At 66.8% G+C, this 21,644-nt stretch carries 19 protein-coding genes; 9 read left to right on the forward strand and 10 right to left on the reverse strand.

Annotated elements, in window-relative coordinates; genetic code table 11:
- Window positions 1-82: 82 nt before the first annotated feature.
- The gene (locus NS6_RS18100; RefSeq protein ID WP_068043346.1) at window positions 83-694 is read right to left on the reverse strand and encodes a DUF1003 domain-containing protein; all 612 of its coding nucleotides are present in this window, start codon (window positions 692-694) and stop codon (window positions 83-85) included.
- The gene (locus tag NS6_RS18105; protein WP_068043348.1) at window positions 691-1,971 is read right to left on the reverse strand and encodes a magnesium transporter MgtE N-terminal domain-containing protein; all 1,281 of its coding nucleotides are present in this window, start codon (window positions 1,969-1,971) and stop codon (window positions 691-693) included. Before NS6_RS18105 ends, NS6_RS18100 begins: the two co-directional genes overlap by 4 nt.
- Window positions 1,972-2,024: 53 nt before the next feature.
- Here NS6_RS18105 and NS6_RS18110 point away from each other — a divergent pair, with 53 nt between their 5' ends.
- From NS6_RS18110 to NS6_RS18120, 3 genes are all read left to right on the forward strand, one after another.
- Entirely contained in the window at window positions 2,025-2,969 is a 945-nt protein-coding gene (locus NS6_RS18110; protein ID WP_068043350.1) for an HpcH/HpaI aldolase/citrate lyase family protein, read from the forward strand.
- Between the two features lie 129 nt (window positions 2,970-3,098).
- Window positions 3,099-3,590 carry a YflT domain-containing protein gene (locus tag NS6_RS18115; RefSeq protein WP_033243303.1) on the forward strand — a complete coding sequence of 164 codons (492 nt, stop codon included), beginning with the start codon at window positions 3,099-3,101 and terminating at the stop codon, window positions 3,588-3,590.
- A 3-nt stretch (window positions 3,591-3,593) separates the two neighbouring features.
- Window positions 3,594-4,175 (forward strand): suppressor of fused domain protein, encoded by a 582-nt coding sequence (locus NS6_RS18120; protein ID WP_084471168.1) that lies wholly within the window; start codon window positions 3,594-3,596, stop codon window positions 4,173-4,175.
- A gap of 1 nt (window position 4,176) precedes the next feature.
- Here NS6_RS18120 and NS6_RS18125 read toward each other — a convergent pair whose 3' ends face one another.
- Window positions 4,177-5,250, reverse strand: a complete 1,074-nt coding sequence (locus tag NS6_RS18125) for a magnesium and cobalt transport protein CorA (protein ID WP_068043352.1) — start codon at window positions 5,248-5,250, stop codon at window positions 4,177-4,179.
- Window positions 5,251-5,312: 62 nt separating this feature from the next.
- On the opposite strand from NS6_RS18125, the gene NS6_RS18130 reads away from it, so the two are divergent.
- The 5 genes from NS6_RS18130 (at window position 5,313) to NS6_RS18150 (ending at window position 11,086) form a co-directional block, all read left to right on the forward strand.
- The gene (locus NS6_RS18130; protein ID WP_068043355.1) at window positions 5,313-6,167 is read left to right on the forward strand and encodes a PHP domain-containing protein; all 855 of its coding nucleotides are present in this window, start codon (window positions 5,313-5,315) and stop codon (window positions 6,165-6,167) included.
- Window positions 6,164-6,430, forward strand: coding sequence for a hypothetical protein (locus tag NS6_RS18135; RefSeq protein WP_068043357.1), 267 nt, complete (start codon window positions 6,164-6,166; stop codon window positions 6,428-6,430). Before NS6_RS18130 ends, NS6_RS18135 begins: the two co-directional genes overlap by 4 nt.
- 527 nt (window positions 6,431-6,957) lie before the next feature.
- A complete protein-coding gene (locus NS6_RS18140; protein ID WP_068043359.1) occupies window positions 6,958-8,163 on the forward strand; it encodes an NAD(P)-dependent malic enzyme in 1,206 nt (401 codons plus the stop codon).
- A gap of 341 nt (window positions 8,164-8,504) precedes the next feature.
- The gene (locus tag NS6_RS18145) at window positions 8,505-9,410 is read left to right on the forward strand and encodes a glycine betaine ABC transporter substrate-binding protein (RefSeq protein ID WP_281211423.1); all 906 of its coding nucleotides are present in this window, start codon (window positions 8,505-8,507) and stop codon (window positions 9,408-9,410) included.
- A gap of 197 nt (window positions 9,411-9,607) precedes the next feature.
- On the forward strand, window positions 9,608-11,086 hold the full coding sequence (locus tag NS6_RS18150) for a DHA2 family efflux MFS transporter permease subunit (protein WP_068043444.1): 1,479 nt from the start codon (window positions 9,608-9,610) through the stop codon (window positions 11,084-11,086).
- Here NS6_RS18150 and NS6_RS18155 read toward each other — a convergent pair.
- The 6 genes from NS6_RS18155 to NS6_RS18180 all read right to left on the reverse strand — a co-directional run bounded on the left by NS6_RS18155 (window position 11,083) and on the right by NS6_RS18180 (window position 19,188).
- On the reverse strand, window positions 11,083-12,513 hold the full coding sequence (locus NS6_RS18155) for an HAD-IB family hydrolase (protein ID WP_084471169.1): 1,431 nt from the start codon (window positions 12,511-12,513) through the stop codon (window positions 11,083-11,085). The two genes, NS6_RS18150 and NS6_RS18155, sit on opposite strands and share 4 nt — an antisense overlap.
- Window positions 12,510-13,640, reverse strand: a complete 1,131-nt coding sequence (locus tag NS6_RS18160) for a patatin-like phospholipase family protein (protein WP_168443444.1) — start codon at window positions 13,638-13,640, stop codon at window positions 12,510-12,512. The genes NS6_RS18155 and NS6_RS18160 overlap by 4 nt, the downstream gene beginning before the upstream one ends.
- 264 nt (window positions 13,641-13,904) lie before the next feature.
- Entirely contained in the window at window positions 13,905-15,698 is a 1,794-nt protein-coding gene (locus NS6_RS18165; protein ID WP_068043361.1) for an AMP-dependent synthetase/ligase, read from the reverse strand.
- Between the two features lie 121 nt (window positions 15,699-15,819).
- A complete protein-coding gene (locus NS6_RS18170) occupies window positions 15,820-16,743 on the reverse strand; it encodes an alpha/beta hydrolase (protein ID WP_068043363.1) in 924 nt (307 codons plus the stop codon).
- A gap of 16 nt (window positions 16,744-16,759) precedes the next feature.
- Entirely contained in the window at window positions 16,760-17,644 is an 885-nt protein-coding gene (locus tag NS6_RS18175; RefSeq protein ID WP_084471171.1) for an SDR family NAD(P)-dependent oxidoreductase, read from the reverse strand.
- The gene (locus NS6_RS18180; RefSeq protein ID WP_068043365.1) at window positions 17,641-19,188 is read right to left on the reverse strand and encodes a flavin-containing monooxygenase; all 1,548 of its coding nucleotides are present in this window, start codon (window positions 19,186-19,188) and stop codon (window positions 17,641-17,643) included. Before NS6_RS18180 ends, NS6_RS18175 begins: the two co-directional genes overlap by 4 nt.
- A 68-nt stretch (window positions 19,189-19,256) precedes the next feature.
- On the opposite strand from NS6_RS18180, the gene NS6_RS18185 reads away from it, so the two are divergent.
- The gene (locus tag NS6_RS18185) at window positions 19,257-19,889 is read left to right on the forward strand and encodes a TetR/AcrR family transcriptional regulator (protein ID WP_068043453.1); all 633 of its coding nucleotides are present in this window, start codon (window positions 19,257-19,259) and stop codon (window positions 19,887-19,889) included.
- A gap of 14 nt (window positions 19,890-19,903) precedes the next feature.
- Here NS6_RS18185 and NS6_RS18190 read toward each other — a convergent pair whose 3' ends face one another.
- Entirely contained in the window at window positions 19,904-21,625 is a 1,722-nt protein-coding gene (locus NS6_RS18190; RefSeq protein WP_245669405.1) for an ABC transporter ATP-binding protein, read from the reverse strand.
- Window positions 21,626-21,644 lie beyond the last annotated feature (19 nt).

The following is a 21,644-nucleotide window of genomic DNA, read 5'->3' on the forward strand; positions in this document are numbered from 1 at the left end:
GTCTCGGACATTCCCGTACGGCGCGCTCGGGACAACGTGATCCAGGTTACCTACCGGTCAGGAGCATATTGTGGATTTCCGGTCATTCATCGGGGACAGGCGGTGAAACCGGGCCCGTAACCGGCTTGTGACCGGAGGTTTTCTTGCGTTTCGGCTTGATAGCTTTGTCCGGGCCGCGCGTCGGTCCGACTCCCGTCGTGTACTCGATGCGCTCCAGTGCGTCGCGGATCTCGTCCAGTTCCCGGCGCAGATAATCACGGGTCGCGACCTCGCCCACCGCCAGCCGCAGCGCCGCCAGCTCACGGGCCAGGAATTCGGTATCCGCCTTGGTCTGCGCGGCCCGCAGCCGGTCCTCCTCGAGCGATACCCGGTCGCGGTTGTCCTGCCGGTTCTGCGCCAGCAGGATCAGCGGTGCTGCGTAGGCCGCCTGGGTGGAGAAGGCCAGGTTCAGCAGGATGAACGGGTAGGGGTCCCAGCGCAGCGTGATCACGAAGATGTTCAGCACGATCCAGACGATCACCACCACCGTCTGAATTGCGAGATAGCGTCCGGTGCCCAGGAACCGGGCCACTCGTTCGCTGCCGCGTGCCAGTGCCTCGGCATCCCAATCGAAGCGGAACCGGGTTCCGACAGGGGTCTCCAGTCGCTGCCGCGCGCTGGAGACGGCCCGGCCCGCCGTGCTCTTGTCGGTCACGGCCGCACACCTTCGTACAGTTGTTCGTCTTCACGCCAATCGGGGGGCAGCAGATGGTCGAGGACATCGTCGACGCTCACCGCACCCAGCAGATGGTTCTGCTCGTCGACCACCGGGCCACACACCAGGTTGTAGGTGGCGAAATACCTGGTCACCGCCGCGAGTGGCAGTTCCGGTCGCAGAGTCGCCAGATCGGAGTCCAGGATTCCGCCCACCAGATGCGCCGGCGGTTCGCGCAGCAGCTGCTGCAGATGGACACACCCCAGGTAGCGGCCGGTGGGGGTGGCCGTCGGCGGACGGACTACGAACACCACCGACGCCAGCGCGGGTGTCAGATCGGGATCGCGGACCCGGGCCAGCGCCTCGGCCACCGTGGTGGACGGCGACAGGACCACCGGTTCCGGCGTCATGAGCCCGCCCGCGGTATCCGGGGAATGCTCGAGCAGCCGGCGTACCGGCTCGGATTCCTGCGGATCCATCAGCGTCAGCAGGGATTCGGCCTCGTTCTCCGGCAGGCCGCCCAGCAGATCGGCGGCATCGTCGGGGTCCATGGCCTCGAGCACATCGGCCGCGCGGGTCATCTCCAGCTGGCCGAGCAGTTCCAGCTGGTCGTCACCGGAGAGTTCCTGGACGACATCGGCGAGCCGCTCGTCGTCGAGGGCGAGCGCCACCTCCAGGCGTCGTTTGGCGGGCAGCTCCCGCAACATATGCGCGACATCGGCCGCGCGCCGGCCTTCGAACTGCTCGAGCAACGTGCTGACGTCCTGGCCCGGACGGTCGATTTCGTATGGTGTCAGGCCCTCGACCCGAGCCCAATCGACCACGTGCACCGTGCGCCGCCGCCCCAGCCGGCGATGCCCGCGCACCGCGACCCGGGCGACCCGCCAGTCCCGGGTGCGGGTCAGCGCGATCCCGAGATCCACCACGAAAACATCCACCCCCGCCAGATCCGGGAGATCGGGGTCGTCGACATGCACCGTGGAATCCACGATCTGCGCCATGGCCAGCAGCTCACCGGGGCGTTGTGCGAAACGCCGCAAGCTGACGTTACCGGTGTTCAGTGTGACCGAACCGGGTTCGATACTGGTAACCCGCAGCATCGGGACGAAGATCCGCCGCCGCGTCGGCAGCTCGACTACCAGACCGTGCACACGCGGTTCCTGCCGGTCGTACCGGATGGCCACCACCACGTCGCGTACGCGGCCGATAGACTCGCCGTCCGGCCCCAGCACCGCCAGGCCGGTCAGCCTGGCGACATACACCCTGGTAGCTGCCATGAGTGCCAGGCTAGATGTTCCGGGGCCGGACCGGGCCGACCACAGGAGTCTTGATGAAGCCGCGCCGTTCCGTCCTTGCCGTGCCGGGCAGCAACCCGAAAATGATCGCCAAGGCCAAAGGTCTTCCGGTCGACGAAGTGTTCCTGGATCTGGAGGATGCCGTCGCCCCGGACGCGAAGGCCGCCGCCCGTGCCAATATTGTCGCCGCCCTCAATGATTCCGGCTGGGGCGAGCAGCTGCGGGTGGTCCGGGTGAACGACTGGACCACCCAGTGGACCTACGCCGACGTGATCTCCGTCGTCGACGGTGCCGGCACCGCGCTCGACGCGATCCTGCTGCCCAAGGTCACCGATGGGGGGCAGGTACGCGCTCTCGATCTGCTGCTGAGCCAATTGGAGCGCGCCAACGGGATCGAACCCGGCCGGATCGGGATCGAACCGCAGATCGAGAACGCACTGGGGCTGCGCAATATCGACGAGATCGCCACCGCCAGCCCCCGGGTGCAGACGCTGGTCTTCGGGCCCGCGGATTTCATGGCGAGTATCAATATGCGCACCCTGGTGGTCGGCGAGCAACCCGAGGGCTACGACACCGGCGATGCCTACCACCACATCTTGATGACCATCCTGCTCACCGCCCGCGCGCACGGCCTGCAGGCGATCGACGGGCCGTATCTGCAGATTCGTGATCTCGACGGTTTCCGGCGCGCGGCCGGACGCACCGCGGCCCTGGGCTTCGACGGGAAATGGGTGCTGCACCCGAGCCAGGTCGACACGGCGAACGAAATCTTCAGCCCCCGGCAGTCGGATTACGACCACGCCGAAATGATCCTGGACGCCTACGCCTATCACACGTCCGCCGAGGGCGGTGCGCGCGGAGCGGTGATGCTGGGCGACGAAATGATCGATGAGGCCAGCGCGAAAATGGCAGTCGTCATCGCGGAAAAGGGCCGCGCCGCAGGAATGAAGAGAACGACCACCTTTGCTGCGCCCGAGTGATCATCGGTAATACAACCACTGGTGTTCGACCACCTCGACCGCGCATTCGACCCATTCGAACCCGACGCAACCGGTCGTGGTCCTCGGGGGGCCAAAACCCCGTGCCGCCGGAGGCGGCACAATAGATACATGACGAATCCCCTGGGGAGCTCGAATCGGGGCAGACAGGGCCTGCCCACGCCGCCTTCGGGATGGCCGGTCGGTTCGTATCCGACCTATGCCGAGGCGCAGCGTGCCGTGGATTATCTGGCGGACAACCAGTTCCCGGTGCAGAACGTAACCATCGTCGGCGTCGATCTCATGCAGGTCGAGCGGGTGTTGTACCGGCTGAACTGGGGAAAGGTCATCGGCGGGGGTGTGGTGTCGGGGGCCTGGCTCGGCTTGTTCCTCGGTTTGCTGCTGAGCTTGTTCACTACGAACGGGATGGCGGGTCCGCTGCTGGTGGGCCTGGTCGGCGGCATTATTTTCGGGGTCATCTCCACCACGATCCCGTACGCCGCGACTCGCGGTCAGCGTGATTTCGCGTCGACCATGCAATTGGTCGCGGGCCGCTACGACGTGCTGTGCGATCCGAAAACCGCCGAACAGGCTCGGGATATGCTCGCGCGGCTGGCCATCTAGCGGATGGATGTGAACGACCGGGTGCGCGCCGCCGTGGCGCGCCATTTCGAGGTGGACACGGCCGCCGTGGATACCGCTTCGGTGACGTTTCTGGGACTCGAACCCATCGAGATCCTGCGGATACCCGGCGACGGCGTGGTGCATTACGCGACAGTGGGCGGCTCTCGGCATCCGATGGGTGACCCCGCGGCCGTGCTGGCCGATCCGGTACGCGGTCCGCGGGCCGAATTGCTGCTCACCCTGCGGACCGGGTCGGGCAGCGGCGCGGGGGTGGCCCGGTCACTGGGAGTGCTCGCCGCGGCGCCTGCGGTAGAAGGTGTTGTCCTGCAGGACGACGCACTACTCGATCTGGGGGAGCCGATGTGGCGCGACGCCCCGTTCACCGCCGTGCTGCTGGGGGCCGGGGAGATGCCCGAAGTGGAGCTACCCGAACCCGCCGATCCGGTCCGGTACTTCGCGGTGACCCCGGTGACAGCCACCGAAGCCGCATGGGTGCGGGTGCGCGGCGCGCAGGCGCTGCGCGATGCCTGGTCCGAAGCCGGGATCGATGTGCTCGATCCGGGGCGCGGGGCGGCGTCGCTGTGATTCAGAGCCAGTTGTTGCGCCGGAACAGGGCCAGGAGGGTGCCGCAGATGGCGAAGATGAACAGGAGCACCACCGGATAACCCCAGGTGGTTTCGAGTTCCGGCGTATGCGCGAAATTCATTCCGTAGATTCCGGCGATCATGGTGGGTACGGCGGCCACCGCCACCCACGCCGATATCTTGCGCATATCCGTATTCTGCTGAACGGTGATCTTGGCGAGTGCCGCGTTGATGAGTGAGCTCAGCGCATCGTCGAAATCGGTGATCCGTTCCGCGACCGCGGTGTGATGGTCGGCGACGTCACGCAGATAGCGCCGGATCTCCGCGTCCAACGGCAGGTCGGTGTTGTGGACCAATGTTTGCAGGGGCAGCGCCAGCGGATTCACCGCCCGGCGTAGTTCTACTACTTCCCGTTTGAGCTGATAGATGGATTCCACGGTGACCGCGGAGCGCGGAGTGAAGATTTCCTCTTCCATGGCATCGATATCGAATTCCACCGATTGCACGACCTCGATATAGGTGTCGACGACATGGTCGGCTATCGCGTGCAGGACCGCACCGGGGCCCAGTCGCAATCGCTCGGGGTCCGCCTCCAGTCTGCGTCGCACGACCGACAGGGGCGAATGTTCGCCGTGCCGGACGGCGATCACGAACTCGGGCGCGATGAATATCAGCAGCTCGCCGGTTTCCACGATCTCGCTGGCGGTGTGCAGTTCGTGTTCCCGGTAGGCGACGGTTCGCATGACCATCACCAGCGTTTTGTCGTAGCGTTCCAGTTTCGGCCGCTGGTGTGCCTGGACGGCATCCTCGACGGCCAGTGCGTGCAGCCCGAACGTTTCGGCGATCTCGGCCATCTGAGTGGCATCGGGATCGTGCAGACCGAGCCAGACGAATCCGCCGTGTTCGCGCGCGGCCGCCAGGGCGCTCTTGTGCGTGTGTCGTCCGGGAAGCCGCTCGCCGTCCACATAGACAGCGCAGTCGACAACCGCGCGGGCGGTGGGCACCCGTATATGCGAGGCCGAACGGGAACGCCGCGACCGTCCCGCGCTGTGGAACGGAAGCGGCAGAGTCGGCACCGCCCGATGCTAGCCCGCCCGTGCGAACGGCACCGGGAGCCCGCACTGACAGACTGGGTGGCGTGCGCATCGACCTGCATACCCACACCACCGCTTCCGACGGCACCGATACCCCGGCCGAACTGGTGCGGAACGCGGCCGCTGCCGGTCTGGACGTGGTTGCGATCACCGATCACGACACCACCGCCGGCTGGGCGGAGGCCGAGGCGGCGCGTCCGGCCGGGCTCTCGCTGGTCCGGGGGATGGAAATGTCATGTGTCGGCCGCGGTGTCGACGGCTGGCCGGTATCGGTGCACCTATTGGCCTACCTGTTCGACCCCGCCGACACCGGTTTCGCAGCCGAGCGTGAGCGGCTACGCGGTGAACGGGTCCAGCGCCTACGCGCCATGGCCGAGCAGATGGCCGCCGACGGGTTACCGGTGGACCCGGACGCGGTGCTCGCCTCGGCCGGCCCGGCGGCAGGGCGCCCGCATCTGGCCCGTGCCCTGGTGGAGGCGGGTGTCGTACCCAGTGTGGAAGCCGCTTTCGCGCAGCTGCTGGCCGCGAACGGCCCCTACTACGTGGAGAAGGCCGATACACCGCTGCACCGGGCGGTGGAGATGATCGCAGCTGCCGGCGGGGTGAGTGTGCTCGCGCACGGCCGGGCGCGCGCCCGCGGCCGGCTGCTCGACCTCGCCGAGATTGCGGACCTCGCCGCACTCGGGCTCGGCGGGCTGGAAATCGATCATCCCGACCACAGCACCCAGGATCGGACCGTGCTGCGCGACCTGGCCGGCGAATACGGCCTGCTGACGACCGGGTCCTCGGATTATCACGGTGCGAACAAAACCATCGCGCTGGGCGCCTGCACCACCGACCCGGCACAGTTCGAGAAGCTCACCGGCAGAGCCACCGGTGTGCCGGTACTCGCGTCATGAAAGTCGTGCGCGGGCTCAGCGGGTCCATTGCGGCGGGGCTGGTCGTCCTGGCCTGCGTGGTGGTGGGCGCGGCAATGATCGGCGCTCGCCGCGGGTTCCCCGGGCCGGGTGCGGAATCGGTCGGCTGGCATATCGCGATAGCGGCTACAGCCGTAGCGGCGCAGATCTATTCGGACCGCAAACGCGGTGCCGCCACGTTCGTCGTCGCCGTGTTCGTACTGGGGGCTGCGACTCTGCTGCTGTGGACACAGTGGTGGATCTAGCCGGACAGCCGGAATTCACGACGCGCACCGCTGCGTCGCGCGGTGTTCTCACCCCGGGCTTCCCGGAGCCGGGAGTTTCCCCTTACGGGAAGGTAATGCCCGCGACTTAGGCTGGGCCCGTGGTGTCGATACGCGATCCGCGGTGCCGGTTTGGTATTCCGCAACGGACCTGGCACAATGTGGCGGATTCCCGATCGTTGCCACCGCCGGGTCGGGGATATCCGGCGCCCACCGCTACGCGATGCACCATCGCAGCCGGGCCGGGCGCCATCGAGTTCTGCCGGACCACCCTGTCCGAAATTCGCCCGGATTCGTTTCCGTCCGCACTCGACACTGCCGCCGCTGCCGGTGTCGGATGCGGTCCGGGGCTTCGGGGTAAAGCTTCACCGGTAATACCGCCTGGTCAGGAAGTTGTACGCCCCGCGCACACGGGGCTGAGTCCGATATGACGCAGATAACACCAAATACCCGGCGGTAACCGTCCATCGGTTACGACCGCAACCAGCAGGAGTGAAATCGTGTCCTCTGTGACTGACGCACCGAATGCCACCGCCAGCAAAAAAGAGGCAGCAGACCTCGCGGCGATCACTCACGAGGAGATCTTCGCCGGTCACCTCGGGGGCAAGCTCTCGGTTGAGCTCAGCTCGCCCCTGGAGACACAGCGCGACCTATCGATCGCCTACACCCCGGGGGTGGCGCAGGTGAGCCGCGCGATCGCCGAGGACGAGAAACTGGCGAAGCGCTACACCTGGACCGACCGCCTGGTGGTCGTCGTCAGCGACGGCTCCGCGGTGCTCGGTCTCGGTGATATCGGTCCGCGTGCCTCCCTTCCGGTGATGGAAGGGAAGTCGGCGCTGTTCAAGAAGTTCGCCGGCCTCGATTCCATCCCGATCGTGCTCGACACCAAGGATGTCGACGAAATCGTCGAAACCCTGGTGCGTCTGCGGCCCAGCTTCGGCGCCGTGAACCTGGAGGACATCTCCGCGCCGCGCTGCTTCGAAATCGAGAAGCGGGTCGTCGAAGCGCTGGATTGTCCCGTCATGCACGACGACCAGCACGGCACCGCCATCGTGGTGCTGGCGGCGCTGAACGGCGCGGCCAAGGTGCAGGGCCGGCCGACCTCGGGGCTGAAGGTCGTCGTCTCCGGCGCCGGCGCCGCGGGGGTCGCGTGCACCAATATCCTGCTCGCTGCCGGTATCCCCGATGTGACGGTGCTGGACTCCAAGGGCATCGTCAGCCGCGACCGCGCCGACCTCAATGCGGTGAAAGCCGATCTCGCCGAGCGCACCAACCCGCGCGGCCTCACCGGCTCCGCGGCGGAGGCACTCACCGACGCCGATGTGTTCCTGGGCCTGTCCGCGGGCACCGTGGCCGAAAACCTCATCGCCTCGATGGCGCCGGAATCGATCGTGTTCGCCATGTCCAACCCGGACCCGGAGATCCACCCGGACCTCGCCCGCAAGTACGCGGGGATCGTCGCCACCGGCCGAAGTGATTTCCCGAACCAGATCAACAATGTGCTGGCCTTCCCCGGCGTGTTCAAGGGTGCGCTCGACGCGGGCGCCCGGCGGATCACCGAGGGGATGAAGATCGCCGCCGCCAACGCGATCCTCGGCGTGGTCGCCGACGAACTCGCGGTCGACAAGATCGTGCCCAGCCCCCTCGACCCCAGGGTCGCCCCTGCGGTCGCCGACGCGGTCGCCGCCGCCGCCCGTGCGGAAGGCGTCGCCTGATAGATCGTTCCGCCTTACCCGGGCGGTAACCCAGCTACAGCACCCGGTCGTCACCAATGACCGGGTGCTGTAGCTTTTTGCGGCGCCGCGGGTTTCGGCCCCTCTTGGACGGCCCGAACCCTTTCAGGGCCTCGCTGAACTCGGCACCACCGTTGGTTGCGTGGGGACGTGTGCACGACAACCAATCGAGGGGCCGGATCCTCGACTTGTGCGTGTCCCGGGTGCCCCGAGTCCGGGGGTGGACGCGGTGGGGCGGCAGTTGTGGGGAGCGTGGGCGGCGGTAGATTCGGGGGCTGTCGGGCACCCGGGATCGGGTGCGGCGGGCTGGTTACGGGAAGTGGGTGTCGCGCGCGATGGTGGTGGCCGCGTCGGTGCGTCTGGTGGGGCGGCTGCTGGTACCGGCGCTTGCCGTGCTGGCTGTTTCCTGTGGATCCGGGGAGGCGACCGATCCGCTGGTGGTGGGGGCGCAGCAGCCGGCGCAATCGCGGGTGCTGGCCGAGATCTATGCGCAGGCGCTGGCACGGACGGGCGCGGCGGTCCGGGTGGAGCCGGGCATGGGGGATCGCGCCGAGATGCTGGCCGCATTGGCGGCGGGGACCGTCGCGGTGGCGGCCGATCACAACGGGGCGTTGCTCGCCGAATTGAATATCGGGGCCGACGCCGAGACGGTGAAGGCGGTGACCGCGGAACTGAACGGCTCGCTGCCTCAGGACACCATCACCGCCGATCCCGCCGACGGCACCGATTTCGAACCCCGGGTACTGGTCACCACCGCCACCGCCGACCAACGCGGAATCGGGTCGGTCGAAGATCTCGCCGGTCAGTGTTCCGGCCTCACCGCGGGGACGGCGGCAGTGCCGGGTCTGCTGGATCTTCCCGCGGTCGCGGCGCGGATCTCGGGGTGCGAGTTCATCGCGACCCAGCAGTTCACCGACCCCGCCGAACTGCGGCGGGCGCTGGTCGACGGCCGGATTCAGGTAGCCGTGCTGGGTGGTCCGGCCGAGTTCCTGCCCGGTGGTACCGACGGTCTGACTGTGCTGGCCGATTCCGGCGAGGCGATCCGCGCGCAGAACCCGGTCGCGGTCCTCCGCAAAGGTGTGCTGGATGAGCAACAGACCGAGAAACTGAACTATGTGGCGGGTGAACTGACCACCGATGAACTCGCCGCGCTGGTGTTACGCGTTCGCGACGAGGGCGCCGACCCGGCGGAACTGGCACGAAACTGGCTGGACGCGCACGGTCTGTAGTCCGGGTTACGGTCGGTCCGAAATGCCCGGAATGTTGGCGCGGTCCGCGATGTCGTACCTGTAGTCCGGAGTGACAAGGCATGAACCCGCGGGCCGTTGCCGCGTGCCCCTGGCCGGTGGCGGGCCGGGTGGTGCGGCGCACCGCGACAGATCCATGAGCCGGCGCATCCCGCGCCACCGGGACAGGAATGGAATTTATGCCCACTCAACGTAATCCGTGGCTGGCCTTGGGGGCCCTGGTCGTCGGATTCTTCATGATCTTGCTCGATGTGACCATCGTGGCAGTCGCGAACCCGGCGATCATGGCCGATCTGCACGCCGATATCTCCGATGTCATCTGGGTGACCAGCGCCTATCTGCTCACCTACGCGGTTCCGCTGCTCATCACGGGACGGCTCGGCGACAGGTTCGGTCCCAAGAACATCTACCTGATCGGCCTGACGGTATTCACCCTCGCCTCGCTGTGGTGCGGGCTGTCCGGCGATATCGAAACCCTGATCGCGGCACGCGCAGTGCAGGGGCTGGGCGCCGCACTCATGACGCCGCAGACCATGGCGGTGATCACCCGGACCTTCCCGCCGGACGGCCGCGGCGCCGCAATGGGCCTATGGGGTGCCGTCGCCGGTCTGGCAACCCTGATCGGCCCGATTCTGGGCGGAGTGCTGGTCGACGGGCTCGGGTGGGAATGGATCTTCATCGTCAACGTGCCGGTCGGGATCGTCGCCTTCGCGCTCGCGGTCTGGCTGGTGCCGTCCCTGCCGACCCATCAGCACAAGTTCGACCTGCTGGGGGTCGTGCTGAGCGCGGCCGGCATGTTCCTGCTGGTGTTCGGCATCCAGGAAGGGAACACCAAAGAGTGGTCGGCCACCATCTGGATGATGATCGGCGCGGGGCTCGCGGTGCTGGCCGTCTTCCTGGTGACCCAGGCGCGCGGGGCCGGGGAACCGCTGCTTCCACTGAGCCTGTTCCGCGATCGCAATTTCTCGATGTCGAATCTGGCCATCGCGAGTATGGGCGCCTCGACCACCGCCGTGATGGTGCCGATTTATTTCTACCTCCAGGCTGTGCACGGGATGACGCCCACCGGGTCTGCGCTGGTTCTCGCCCCGATGGCGATCATCTCCGGTGTGGCGGCACCGGTGGTGGGCAAGCTTTCGGGCAGGTGGCATCCTCGCCTCATCCCGACGACGGGCTTCCTGTTGTTCGCCGTCTCGGTTGCCTGGCTGGCACTGGTGATGCGGAATCCGCACGCGAATATCACCTGGATGGTGCTGGCGGGGGCGGTCGCGGGCCTGTCCAACGCGTTCATCTGGGCGCCGCTGGCCACCACCGCCACCCATAACCTGCCGATTCACCAGGCCGGGGCCGGTGCCGGCGTCTACAACACCACGCGCCAGGTGGGGGCGGTACTCGGCAGTGCCGCGATCAGCGCCCTGGTGGCGGCCCGGATGAGTGCCGAGGGCCTCGGTGGCATGCCGGCAGGTGAAGGGATGGGCGCGGGCCAGGTACCCGAACAGGTGCGGGAGGCGTTCAGCAAGGCGCTGAGCACGGCGACTTTCCTGCCCGCAGCGTTATTGCTGATCGGCGTGGTGGCCTCGGCGTTGTTCATCCGCAACCCGGCGGTCCGGCCGGCGGGCCCGGCAGCGTCGGAGTCCGCGGATTCGCTGACGCGTTAGCACGGGTTCGTTCCCAGCGCTTCGAGATACCGGCGGCGGACGGCCGCTATTTCCTCGTTCAGGGTCTCCGGGGTCCAGTCGGCGGTATCGATCGGCTCGAGGATCACCACCTCGATGGTCTCCGGCCGGACGGTCAGCGCGTTTCGCCACATCGCGCGGCCGGCGTTGCGGATGACGATCGGTACGATCGGCACCTGCGCTTGCGTGGCGAGGTGGAAGGCGCCTTTCTTGAAACTCTGCAACCGGGGTGTCGGCGAAATCCGGCCTTCCGGTGAAATGGCCACCGAGTTACCTGCGTGTAGCTCGGTGGCCAGAGAGTTGAGAGCCTGCTGGGCTCCGCCCGGAGTGGAGCGGTCGATGAACAACGAGCCGGCGGCGCCCAGGATGCGGCCGAAGATCGGATAGCGCTGTGCCTTACGGGTGACCACCGGTGTGAAGGAATCGCCCACCAGGTAGGGGACGATCAGGGCGTCGAGCTTGCTCTGATGATTGAAGACGAATACCGCCGGCCTGGTCGCCAGCGCGTTCGCGGTGTCTGTCACGTGCACGCGAATGCCTGCGCAGCGGAACGCCGCGGTCGGGGCCCATCTCAGAAGCCGCTGTCGTTTCGTACGGGGATCACTGTTGGGCGAGCACAGGAACGCCGCACCCGCTGCGCCGATCACCGCGAGAGCGCCCAACAGTGTGCGTGCGATATGCCGTGGGCTGTTGCGGCGGGACTCGAATCGCAGAACCGGCCAGCCGCCGGCGGTTGCGGCAGCGGCGAGACCGCGGTCCGGGTTGACTGCTACCGGGTGGCCGGTCGAGCGCAGCAGAGGAATATCCGCACCGCCGTTGGAGTAAGCGAAGCTGTTCGCGAGGTCGATATCGTGGGCGGCAGCGAACTTTTCCACGAGGTCGGCCTTATCGCTGCCCCAGACGATCTCGCCTGCGATCGCACCGGTGAACCTACCGTCGGCCACCGCCGGTTCGGTGCACAGCAGGTGCTCGATGCCGAGTTCCCGGGAGAGGATACGAGCTTGAAAAGGTGTCGCGGAGGTGGCCAGGACCACGGTGTGGCCTGCGCGACGGTGGGCGTGCACGAGTTCCCACGCCTCCGGGTAGAGATTGCGGGAAAGGTGGTCGTGGCACAGCCGCTCTTCGGCCGATACCAGATCTGCCACCGGGCGGCCGCGCCAGGTTTCGGAGATCATCCGCCGGACGCTTGCGCGGTGCGCGTCGTTCTTCCGCCCGGACAGTCCACGCAGCAGTGCCGCGGTGTGGTTGCCGCCGGCCGTGCGTGAGGTACCCGAGCGGAGGGGGCCGATCCCCTCCAGGAGGGTGCCGTCGAAGTCGAAGAAGGCGGCGGTATGCGGTCCGCCGGGGGCGTCCGGTATTGCCCGGAGCATTGTCCGGACCGATTTTCCGAGGGTGTTCACGCCGGTCATGATTGTGAGACAACCAGTTCGGCGCCGCCGGTGGGCGGATTGTTTCGCGCCCGGGGTCCCTCGGGCCCGGTAACGGCGAACCGCGGTACGGTGCGGACGAGTCCGTCCCGGAGGTGGCGGACGCCGATTCCTTCGGTGGCGCAATGGGAGACGGCGTACGCATGCCGGATACCGTTGAGAATGCGTCCCGGATCGGTGTCGTGGAAGCGGATCTCGTTCGTCCACGGCATCGGGGCGAGGCTCAGCACGTGTGGACCCGGCCCGTCCGATGCGAAGCCGAGCTGGAACAACCGCTTCCGATCGTCTCGCCGGAGTCGTAGCGCCGCGAGATATGCCGGGCCCAGGCCGTTCCGTAACCGGTCGAGATAGCGTGCGTACGCGTGGTTCGCCAGGGTCACCCCGGCGTCTGTACGCCGGATACGGCGGGTTCCGAGGGCGAGGACATGGGTACAGCCGTCCGCGAGGGCCAGCCGGAATTGCGGCGGGGCCAGCAGGGCGCCGTCCACCAGCCGGCGCCCGTCGATCCGCGATTCGCCCCGCACCGCCAACGGCGGTCGTGCTCCGGCCCGGAGAAAGGCTTTCAATACTTCCCCGGTGGGGAAGTGCCGGGCCGCGTAGGTTTCGCCTGCCTCGACATCGGTGGTCAGCACCACCAAACCTGCCTGCGCTCCTGCGGCCGCGCCGTAGTCCAACGGCTTTTTCGAGCCGAGGACCTCGTCGAAGAGGTAGTCGAGGTTCAGGGCCGCACGCCCGCGCAGCGGCTCCGTGTACCGGATCAACCGGCCACCAGAGAGGTCCTCGTAGTAGATCGACAGCGGGTACCAGCAGGTGCCCACGGGCTGAGAAAGGAAGTATGCGGCATTGATCGCGCCGGCGGAACATCCGTAGACGATGTCGAACGCATCCCTGAATCCCGCCTCCTCGAGCTGAGCACACATGGCCGCGGATATCGCTCCGCGCATCCCACCGCCCGCAACGGTCAATGCGACTTTGGCAGAGTCGCGGCGATTGCCGGGTGTACTTCCGGAGTCCCGCCGCCGGCGCAGGATCTCGAGCACCGGATGATCCGGATTCCAGTAGATTTCGTCAACTCCGGCGGGTGGCTCGGCCCGAGTTCGGTCCGTCATATCGCGGCGTCCGCGACCACTGCGCGAGGCAGCCGGTGGACAGCGATATGGGTACTCCCCCATGGTCTGATGCGCATATTCGACTTCCGGTTCCGGTCCGACTCTGCCTCACCACGAATTGTTGCGTATACCTGGGGAATTCGCAGACGGGCGGGAATCCCCTTTACCCTCGGCTGAGATTGCTGGACGACCGCCGGGTACCGGGAACGCATCCGGCCCCGATCGGCTGTATCGCTGATCGGGGCCGGATCCGGAATGCGGGTGTCAGCTGTAGATCTTCTCGACTTCGTCGGCGCACTGCTTCATCACCACGGCACGCTTCAGCGACATCTTCGGGGTGAGTTCACCGGTTTCCTGGGTCCAGTCCACGGTGAGGATATTGATCTTCTTGATCTGCTCGGACTTGGAGACCTTCTTGTTGGTGTCGGCGACCGCGGTCTCCACCTCGGTAATCAGCAGCGGGTGGTTGACCAGCTGCGCGATCTCGATATCGGCGGCGACGTTGTTGCGTTGCTTCCAGCCCGGCAGTGCTTCCGGGTCCAACGTGATCAGCGCGCCGATGAACGGTTTACCGTCGCCCACCACCATCACCTGGCTGATCAGCGGATGGGCGCGTAACGAATCCTCGAGGAGAGCAGGGGAGACGTTCTTCCCGCCGGCGGTGACGATGATTTCCTTTTTGCGGCCGGTGATGGTGACGAAACCGTCCTCGTCGATGGCACCGAGGTCACCGGTTTTGAACCACCCGTCCTCGAACGCGTCGGCGGTGGCTTCGTCGTTGCCCCAGTATCCGTCGAACACCACGGAACCACGCAGCAGCAGCTCGCCGTCCTCGGCGATCTTGGCGGCGTGGCCCTCGATCGGGCGGCCGACCGATCCCACGCGGATATGTTGCGGGGTATTGACCGTGATGGCGGCCGTGGTCTCGGTGAGGCCGTAACCCTCGAAGATGGTGACGCCGATACCGCGGAAGAAATGGCCCAGCCGGGCGCCGAGAGGCCCGCCGCCGGAGACCGCCGCCTCACAGTTACCGCCCAGCGCGGCGCGCAGTTTCCCGTAGACGAGCTTGTCGAACAGGGCGCGCTGGGCACGCAGCCGCAGCCCGGGTTTGCCCTTTTCCATGGCCTCGCTGTAGGCGATCGCGGTGGCCGCGGCGGCGTCGAAGATCGCGCCCTTGCCCCCGTCGTGCGCCTTCTGCTTGGCCGCGTTGTACACCTTCTCGAAAACGCGCGGTACCGACAGCACGAAGTCGGGCCGGTGTTCGGCGAACTGATCGACCAGCGTGCTCCAGTCGGAGGTGTGCGCGACGGTGCACCCGGCATCGAACGCGGCCAGTGCCACGGCACGGGCGAAGACATGTGCCAGCGGCAGGAACATCAGCGTCTTCTTACCGGGCGCTAGGAAAGCTGCCATCGCGATCCGGTCGGATCGGGATTCGGCGTAGAGATTGGCGTGGGTCAGCATGACCCCCTTGGGCCGGCCGGTCGTGCCCGAGGTGTAGATCAGTGTCGCCGGGGAGGCGGCGGTGACCTGGGCGCGGCGGTCGTGCACGGCCTGGTCGTCGAGTTCTGCGCCGCGTGCGATGAGGGTGTCCAGCGCGGCCGAATCGATCTGCAGGGTTTCGCGTAGTTGCGGCAGTTCACCCGGGTCGATCTCGGCGATCACGCCGCGGTGCTTGTCGTTCTCCACGATCAGCAGCGCGGTGGCCGAATCCTGCAGGATCCAGCGGGCCTGCTCGGCCGAGGAGCTGTCGTAGATGGCCACGGTGCAGCCACCGGCCGCCCAGATGGCGAAGTCGAGCAGCGCCCATTCGTAGCGGGTGCCGGCCATGATGGCGACCCGGTCGCCCAGTTCGATACCGGAGGCGATCAGGCCCTTCGCGACGTCGGTCACCGATTGTGCGAACTCCGCTGCCCGCACATCGCGCCAGCCGCCCCGGCCGTCGGGGACGTTGAACATGACCGCGGCGGGGGATTGCTTCGCGTGCCGGAACACGGCATCGGAATTGTTCGCATCCTCCGGGATGGTGTAGGAAGCCGGGGCTTCGAACTCGCGCATCGTTGCCTTTCCCTGTGTGCTTACTGGTCGGTAATTTACGCCACCGGCAAGGTCCGGTGACGAGCCACCCGTGAATGCGCAGAGTTCACGTCGTGGCCGGGGTTCACGAGTCCTGGTCAGTTCATCCTATGTCGCTCGCCGGTTGCCCATCCACGGCGTGCCGCAGAAAGGCGGCCATTTCGCCCAGGACGGTGGCCGCCGGGCCGACGAAGCCGGCCTGTAGCTGGGCGACGTGCCAGAGCCCGCGGCTCTCGGTGAACTCGACCTCGACCCCGGCCGCCCGCAGCGCGGCAGTCAGGTCGACACACTGAGGGTGCAGTAGTTCGTCGATATCGGCCTGGACATACACCGGGGGCAGTCCGGCGAGGACACCGTGCAGCGGGGCGTAGCCCGGATCGTCGCAGTCTCCGCCGCCCAGATAGGCCGCGGCGCACGCTCGCGACCAGGGGCCGTTGACCACGAGGTCGCGCGGGCGTTCGGAGAGCTGATTCGGATCCGCCCAGGGCGCGATCAGGCCGAGTGCCGCGGGGATATGCCCGTGCCGGGCGATGAGCCGCTGGGCCAGAGCCAGAGAGAGGCCACCGCCCGCCGAATCGCCGGCGATCGTGATCCGCTCCGGCCGGTAGCCGTATTCGGCGACCAGTTCGAGGTAGGCGGCCTCGGCGTCGTCGAGCGCCGCGGGATACGGGTGCTCGGGTGCCAGCCGGTAGTCGATCGCGTAGACGGGCAGTCCGGTCGCGGCGGCCAGGCGGCCGTTGAGCGAGCGGTGGGTGGCCAGTGAGCCGACGGTGTAACCGCCGCCGTGCAGGTAGAGCACGGCGGCGGGGTCGGTCGCCGCGGGCGCACGCGGGGCGAGTCGTTCGGCCGGGCGCCCGCCCAGCCGCAACTTCTCCACCCGGACGCCCGCGGGTACCGGCTGCAGGACCGAGGCGGCGTCGATCAGCGCCCGCTGCACCCGGAAGGGCAGCCGGTGGTCGAACGACAACCGGTACAGCGGGCCCATGAACGCCCGGATCAACGGCAGTGGGAGGGCGATATCGCGCATAGGGTTCTGCTCCCCGTCAGGGTAGGAATCGGCGTTCGACGGCAACCGCGATGCGCTGATAACCGGAGGCGGCGGTGCGGACGAACAGATCCAGCAGTTTGGCCTCCCAGCCGATCAAAACCCGGCCGTGGCCCTTGCGTACACCGGCGACGATGGTTTCCGCCGCCATCTCCGGGCTGTGGATGGCGAGATACTTGTCGAATTTCGAGCTGGCGTCCGCGCCGTCGATATCCTCGTTGTAGGTGGCATTGCGGGCGACCGCGGTCTTGATCCCACCGGGATGCACGCAGGTGACCTTGACCGGAGCCTTCTCCACCAGCATTTCTTGGCGCAGTGCCTCGGTGAATCCGCGGACTGCGAATTTGGCCGAGTTGTAGGCGGCCTGGCCGGGAACGGCGATCAGGCCGAACAGGCTGGAAACGTTCACCACATGCCCGTCACCGGATTCCAGAAGGTAGGGCAGGAACGCCTTGGTCCCGTTCACTACACCCCAGAAATCGACATCCATGATGCGTTCGATGTCTTTGAAATCGGTTTTCACGACATCACCGTGATGCGCGATACCGGCGTTGTTGTAGATCTGGTGCACGACACCGAAATGCTGTTTCACCGCGTCGGCGTACAGCAGTACGGCCTCACGTTCGGCGACGTTCAACCGGTCCGATTTCACCTCGGCCCCCAACTGTTCGCAGCGGCGCACGGTTTCGGCCAGGCCCTCGGTATCGATATCGGAGAGCGCAAGTTTCGCACCGCGGCGCGCCAGGTTCACGGCCAAGGCCCGGCCGATACCGGAGCCGGCGCCGGTGATGACACAAACCTTGTTGCGGAAATAAGCTTCGTTGCGCCCACCCGTCGCCCGGCCGTCGCCCCTCGTGGAATCGTTTTCCGATGCTGTGCTCATTTTGCAGTCACTACTTTCAGATCGGGGCGGGCCGGGGCGCCGGCCGCCGTGGTCGTATCGTAGGCGGCGATATCGAATTTCCTTGTGATACGTCGGAATTCGAAGGTGAAGTCCGGCCACAACGTGGTGTTGTTACCGTGTTTGTCCAGGTACCAGCTGGCGCAGCCGCCGGTACTCCAGACGCTCTTGGCGAGTTTGCGTTGCAGGCTCGCGTTGAAGGTGTCCTGGGCGTCGCGGCGGACTTCGACGGTGCGCAGGTTCCGGTTCTCGAAGGTCGCCAGGGCGTCGGCGATGTAGTTGATCTGCGATTCGATCATGTACACCATCGAGGTGTGGCCGAGCCCGACATTCGGGCCGAGCAGGAAGAACATATTCGGGTAGTTGGCGATCGCCGACCCCTTGTAACCCTGCTGGCCGATCTCTTCGAAAACGTCCGAGAGGCTGCGGCCGTCGCGACCGAAAATGGTCTGGTACGTAGGTGAATCGGTGACATGGAAACCGGTGGCGACGACAATGGCGTCCACCTCGCGCTCCGTACCGTCGTTCGTCACGATCGAGTTCGCGCGGATCTCGGCGATCCCGTCGGTGACCACGTCGACATTGTCGCGGTCCAGCGCGGGGTAGTACTCGTTGGAGATCAGCATCCGCTTGCAGCCGATCCGGAAGTTCGGGGTGACCTTCTTGCGTAGTTCCGGGTCGCGGATCTCCAGCTGTAGTTTGGCCTTGGCCAGGGCTTCGAAACCGCGCATCAGGGCCGGGAATTTCGCCAGGCCCACCACCTGGGTCTCGCGGGCGGCGTAGATACCGGCCCGGGACAGTCGCTGCACGCCGGGGATGTGCTTGAAGGCGAGCCGCTCCGGCAGGGTGTAGGGCCGGTCCAGGCGCGGCAGCAGCCACGGTGCGGTGCGTTGGTAGACGTCGAGATGGGAGACCTTGCCGGCGATGGCGGGCACGATCTGGATGGCCGAGGCGCCGGTACCGATCACCGCGACCCGCTTGCCGGCCAGGTCGGAATCGTGGTCCCACCGGGCCGAGTGGAAGATTTCGCCCTCGAAACTATTGATGCCCTTGATATCGGGCAGGTTCGGTTCGCAGAGCGCGCCGACTGCGGAGACCACTGTTTCGGCGGTGAAATCGCCCTTGCTGGAGGTGACCTCCCAGCGGGCGGCGTCGTTGTTCCAGCGGGCGCTGGTGACATCGCAGTCGAACACGTGCTTATCGCGCACGTTGTATTTCTCGGCGACACCCTGGATATAGGACTGGATCTCGCCCTGCCGGGAGAACGAGCGCGACCAGTCCGGGTTCAATGCGAAGGAGTAGGAGTACAGGTGCGACGGCACATCGCAGGCGGCGCCGGGGTAGGTGTTGTCCCGCCAAGTACCGCCGACATCGCTGCCGCGTTCCAGTACCAGGAAATCGTCCCGGCCCTGCTGGGTAAGCCGGATGGCGAGGCCGAGGCCGGCGAAACCGCTGCCGATGATGATCGTCCGCAGGTGGCGGACCGTCTGGTTGGCGACAGCTTTGTCTGTAACCTTACGACTCATATACTCAGACTAGAGTTCTATTGATTCGGAGTCAACAGTATTGAGCAGCGTTCAGTAGGGTGGACGAAGTGAGTGTCAGCCAGGGAGAAACCGCCAAGCGCGTCCGCCTGAGTCCGGACGAGCGGCGGACACAGCTGATCACCCTCGGCGTGAAAATGCTGGGCGAACGGGCCATCGAGGATATCTCGGTCAGTGAAATCGCAGCCAGAGCCGGTATTTCCCGCGGCCTGCTGTTCCACTACTTTCCGACGAAGCAGGACTTTCAACTGGCAGTAGTGCAGCAGGCGAATGCGGAACTACTGGTGCGGGTCGTACCGGACCCCGGACTGGGTCTGGCCGAGATGCTGCGCGATTCGGTGGGCCGCTACGTCGATTACGTCAGCGAGAACCGCACCTCGTACCTGGCGTTGCTGCGCGGCCCCACCAGTTCCGATCCCGCCCTGGCGGACATGGTGGCGCAGACCCGGCGCGCGATCGTCGGCATCATCCTCTCGGAGGCGCCGCTGTCCGATCAGGAACGCGAGGATCCCCGCCTGCTGCTGTCGGTGCGGGGCTGGGTCGCATTCACCGAGGAAACCACCCTGTCGTGGCTGCGCGAGGAGACCATTTCCCGCGCCGCGCTGATCGACCTGCTGGTGGAATCGCTACTTGCACTGTCGGCGGCGGTGAACCCGGCCCTTGCCGCCGCCCTCCGGTCCTGACCTCCGGTTGCCCCTCACCCCTGAGCCGGTGCCATCGCGAGGTCCCAGAAATCCGCATAACGGCCGCCCCGGCGCAGCAGTTCATCGTGGCTGCCGTCCTCTACGATGCGGCCGCGATCGAGGAATACGACGCGGTCGGCGCGCCGGACCGTAGATAACCGGTGGGCGACCAGCACCACCGTCCGGCCTGCCATCAGTTGTTCGATGCCCTCGTGGACCGCTGCCTCGTTCACCGGATCCAGCGCCGAACTCACCTCGTCGAGCAGCACGATCGGCGCGTCCTTCAGCAGGGCGCGAGCGATCGAGACCCGCTGGCGTTCCCCGCCGGACAACAGAGCGCCGCCCTCCCCGACATTCGTATACCGGCCGTCGGGCAGCCGGTCGATCACCTCGTCGAGCTGAGCCGCGGACGCCGCCGCCCGGACCTGCGCGTCCGTGGCATCGGGCCGGCCGAGGCGGATGTTCTGCTCGATCGTGCCGTCGAAGAGATACACGTGCTGGAAGACGAAGGAGATCTGTGACATCAGGTATTCGGTGTCGACGGCGCGAATATCCACGCCACCCATCCGCACCGCGCCCGCGTCGACATCGTAGAACCGTGCGATCAGTTGCAGCAGCGTGCTCTTACCCGCACCGGAGAGGCCGACGATCGCAAGCCGCTGGCCCTGTGGCACCGACAGCGAGAGATCGTCGAGGACCCGGCGGTCGCCATGCGCGAAGGTCACGGATTCGAACGCCAGGTCGTGGCGTACCGGCCGGACGGGGTCGGCCGGTTCCGGGAGCGGTGGGGTGCGCAGCAGCGCGTCGAGCCGGGTCAGCTCGGCCCGTGCCGCCCGCAACTGGCCGCCGAGTTCGGCGAGCGACAGCAACGGTTCGCTACATCGCGCCGCCAATACCAGCACCGCGAGCACAACAGGTGTGCCGATATCGCCGCCCAGCGCGAAATACGCGCCCAGGGCCAGCAGCGCGGTGAAGGTGATCTGCACGACGAGTGTCAGGCCCACCACCCCGGTCAGTGCGGACAGGGTACTGCGCCGGGCCGCTCGTTCCATTCCGCGGAGTGCGTCGTCGAGCATCCGGAAACGTTCGGTGGTCCGGCCGCCGGCGCGCAGCACCGGCTGGGCCTGGAGATATTCGACGACCCGCCCGGCGGCCTCCTGATCGCGCGCGTGGCGTTCGGCATCACCGGCGGCCATGGCGCGACCCGACCGGATCTGGATCAGGACCACGATCGGCACGGCGGCCAGCGCGGCCAGGCCCAGCCGCCAATCGAAGACGAGCATGACACCGACCACGGTCAGCGGGGTGACGGTGGCCGAGACGAGCGGGGACAGCTGATGGGCGATCACACTCATCGCCTGTAGCACCCCGCGGCCGGCGAGCACCGAGATCTCGCCGATCCGGTCGGCGGTGTACCAGCCGATGGGCAACCGGGCCAGATGGTCGCCCAGCCGGTGGTAGACGCCGCGCAACAGCGTGGTCCCGGCGCGGAAGCCGGACAGATCGCTGAGATAGCGCAGCACCGCGTAACCCGCGACCGCCACACCGAACGCGACCAGCGGTGTGCGTGCGGCGGCGGGCTCCGCGCCGAACAGCGCCCGCAACACCGGAACCAGCAGTGCGTAGGACATTCCTTCTGCGATCGCGGTAATGGTCATCAGGACAATGGTGCGGCGCACCGGCCGGGCGTAGGAGCGGCCCAGTACTCGTAACAGCATGCGGATCATCTGGTTCATCGGCGCGGGGACCCAGCCG

This window comes from Nocardia speluncae NBRC 108251 (assembly GCF_001613245.1).
Classification (GTDB): Bacteria; Actinomycetota; Actinomycetes; order Mycobacteriales; family Mycobacteriaceae; genus Nocardia; species Nocardia speluncae.

Coding starts and splice junctions, on each gene's coding strand:
- NS6_RS18115 (WP_033243303.1), top strand. CDS start 3,099: ATGACGAATCCCCTGGGGAGCTCGAATCGGGGCAGACAGGGCCTGCCC.
- NS6_RS18170 (WP_068043363.1), bottom strand. CDS start 16,743: ATGCGCGATATCGCCCTCCCACTGCCGTTGATCCGGGCGTTCATGGGC.
- NS6_RS18155 (WP_084471169.1), bottom strand. CDS start 12,513: ATGACCGGCGTGAACACCCTCGGAAAATCGGTCCGGACAATGCTCCGG.
- NS6_RS18105 (WP_068043348.1), bottom strand. CDS start 1,971: ATGGCAGCTACCAGGGTGTATGTCGCCAGGCTGACCGGCCTGGCGGTG.
- NS6_RS18165 (WP_068043361.1), bottom strand. CDS start 15,698: ATGCGCGAGTTCGAAGCCCCGGCTTCCTACACCATCCCGGAGGATGCG.
- NS6_RS18110 (WP_068043350.1), top strand. CDS start 2,025: ATGAAGCCGCGCCGTTCCGTCCTTGCCGTGCCGGGCAGCAACCCGAAA.
- NS6_RS18175 (WP_084471171.1), bottom strand. CDS start 17,644: ATGAGCACAGCATCGGAAAACGATTCCACGAGGGGCGACGGCCGGGCG.
- NS6_RS18150 (WP_068043444.1), top strand. CDS start 9,608: ATGCCCACTCAACGTAATCCGTGGCTGGCCTTGGGGGCCCTGGTCGTC.
- NS6_RS18120 (WP_084471168.1), top strand. CDS start 3,594: ATGGATGTGAACGACCGGGTGCGCGCCGCCGTGGCGCGCCATTTCGAG.
- NS6_RS18160 (WP_168443444.1), bottom strand. CDS start 13,640: ATGACGGACCGAACTCGGGCCGAGCCACCCGCCGGAGTTGACGAAATC.
- NS6_RS18180 (WP_068043365.1), bottom strand. CDS start 19,188: ATGAGTCGTAAGGTTACAGACAAAGCTGTCGCCAACCAGACGGTCCGC.
- NS6_RS18135 (WP_068043357.1), top strand. CDS start 6,164: ATGAAAGTCGTGCGCGGGCTCAGCGGGTCCATTGCGGCGGGGCTGGTC.
- NS6_RS18190 (WP_245669405.1), bottom strand. CDS start 21,625: ATGAACCAGATGATCCGCATGCTGTTACGAGTACTGGGCCGCTCCTAC.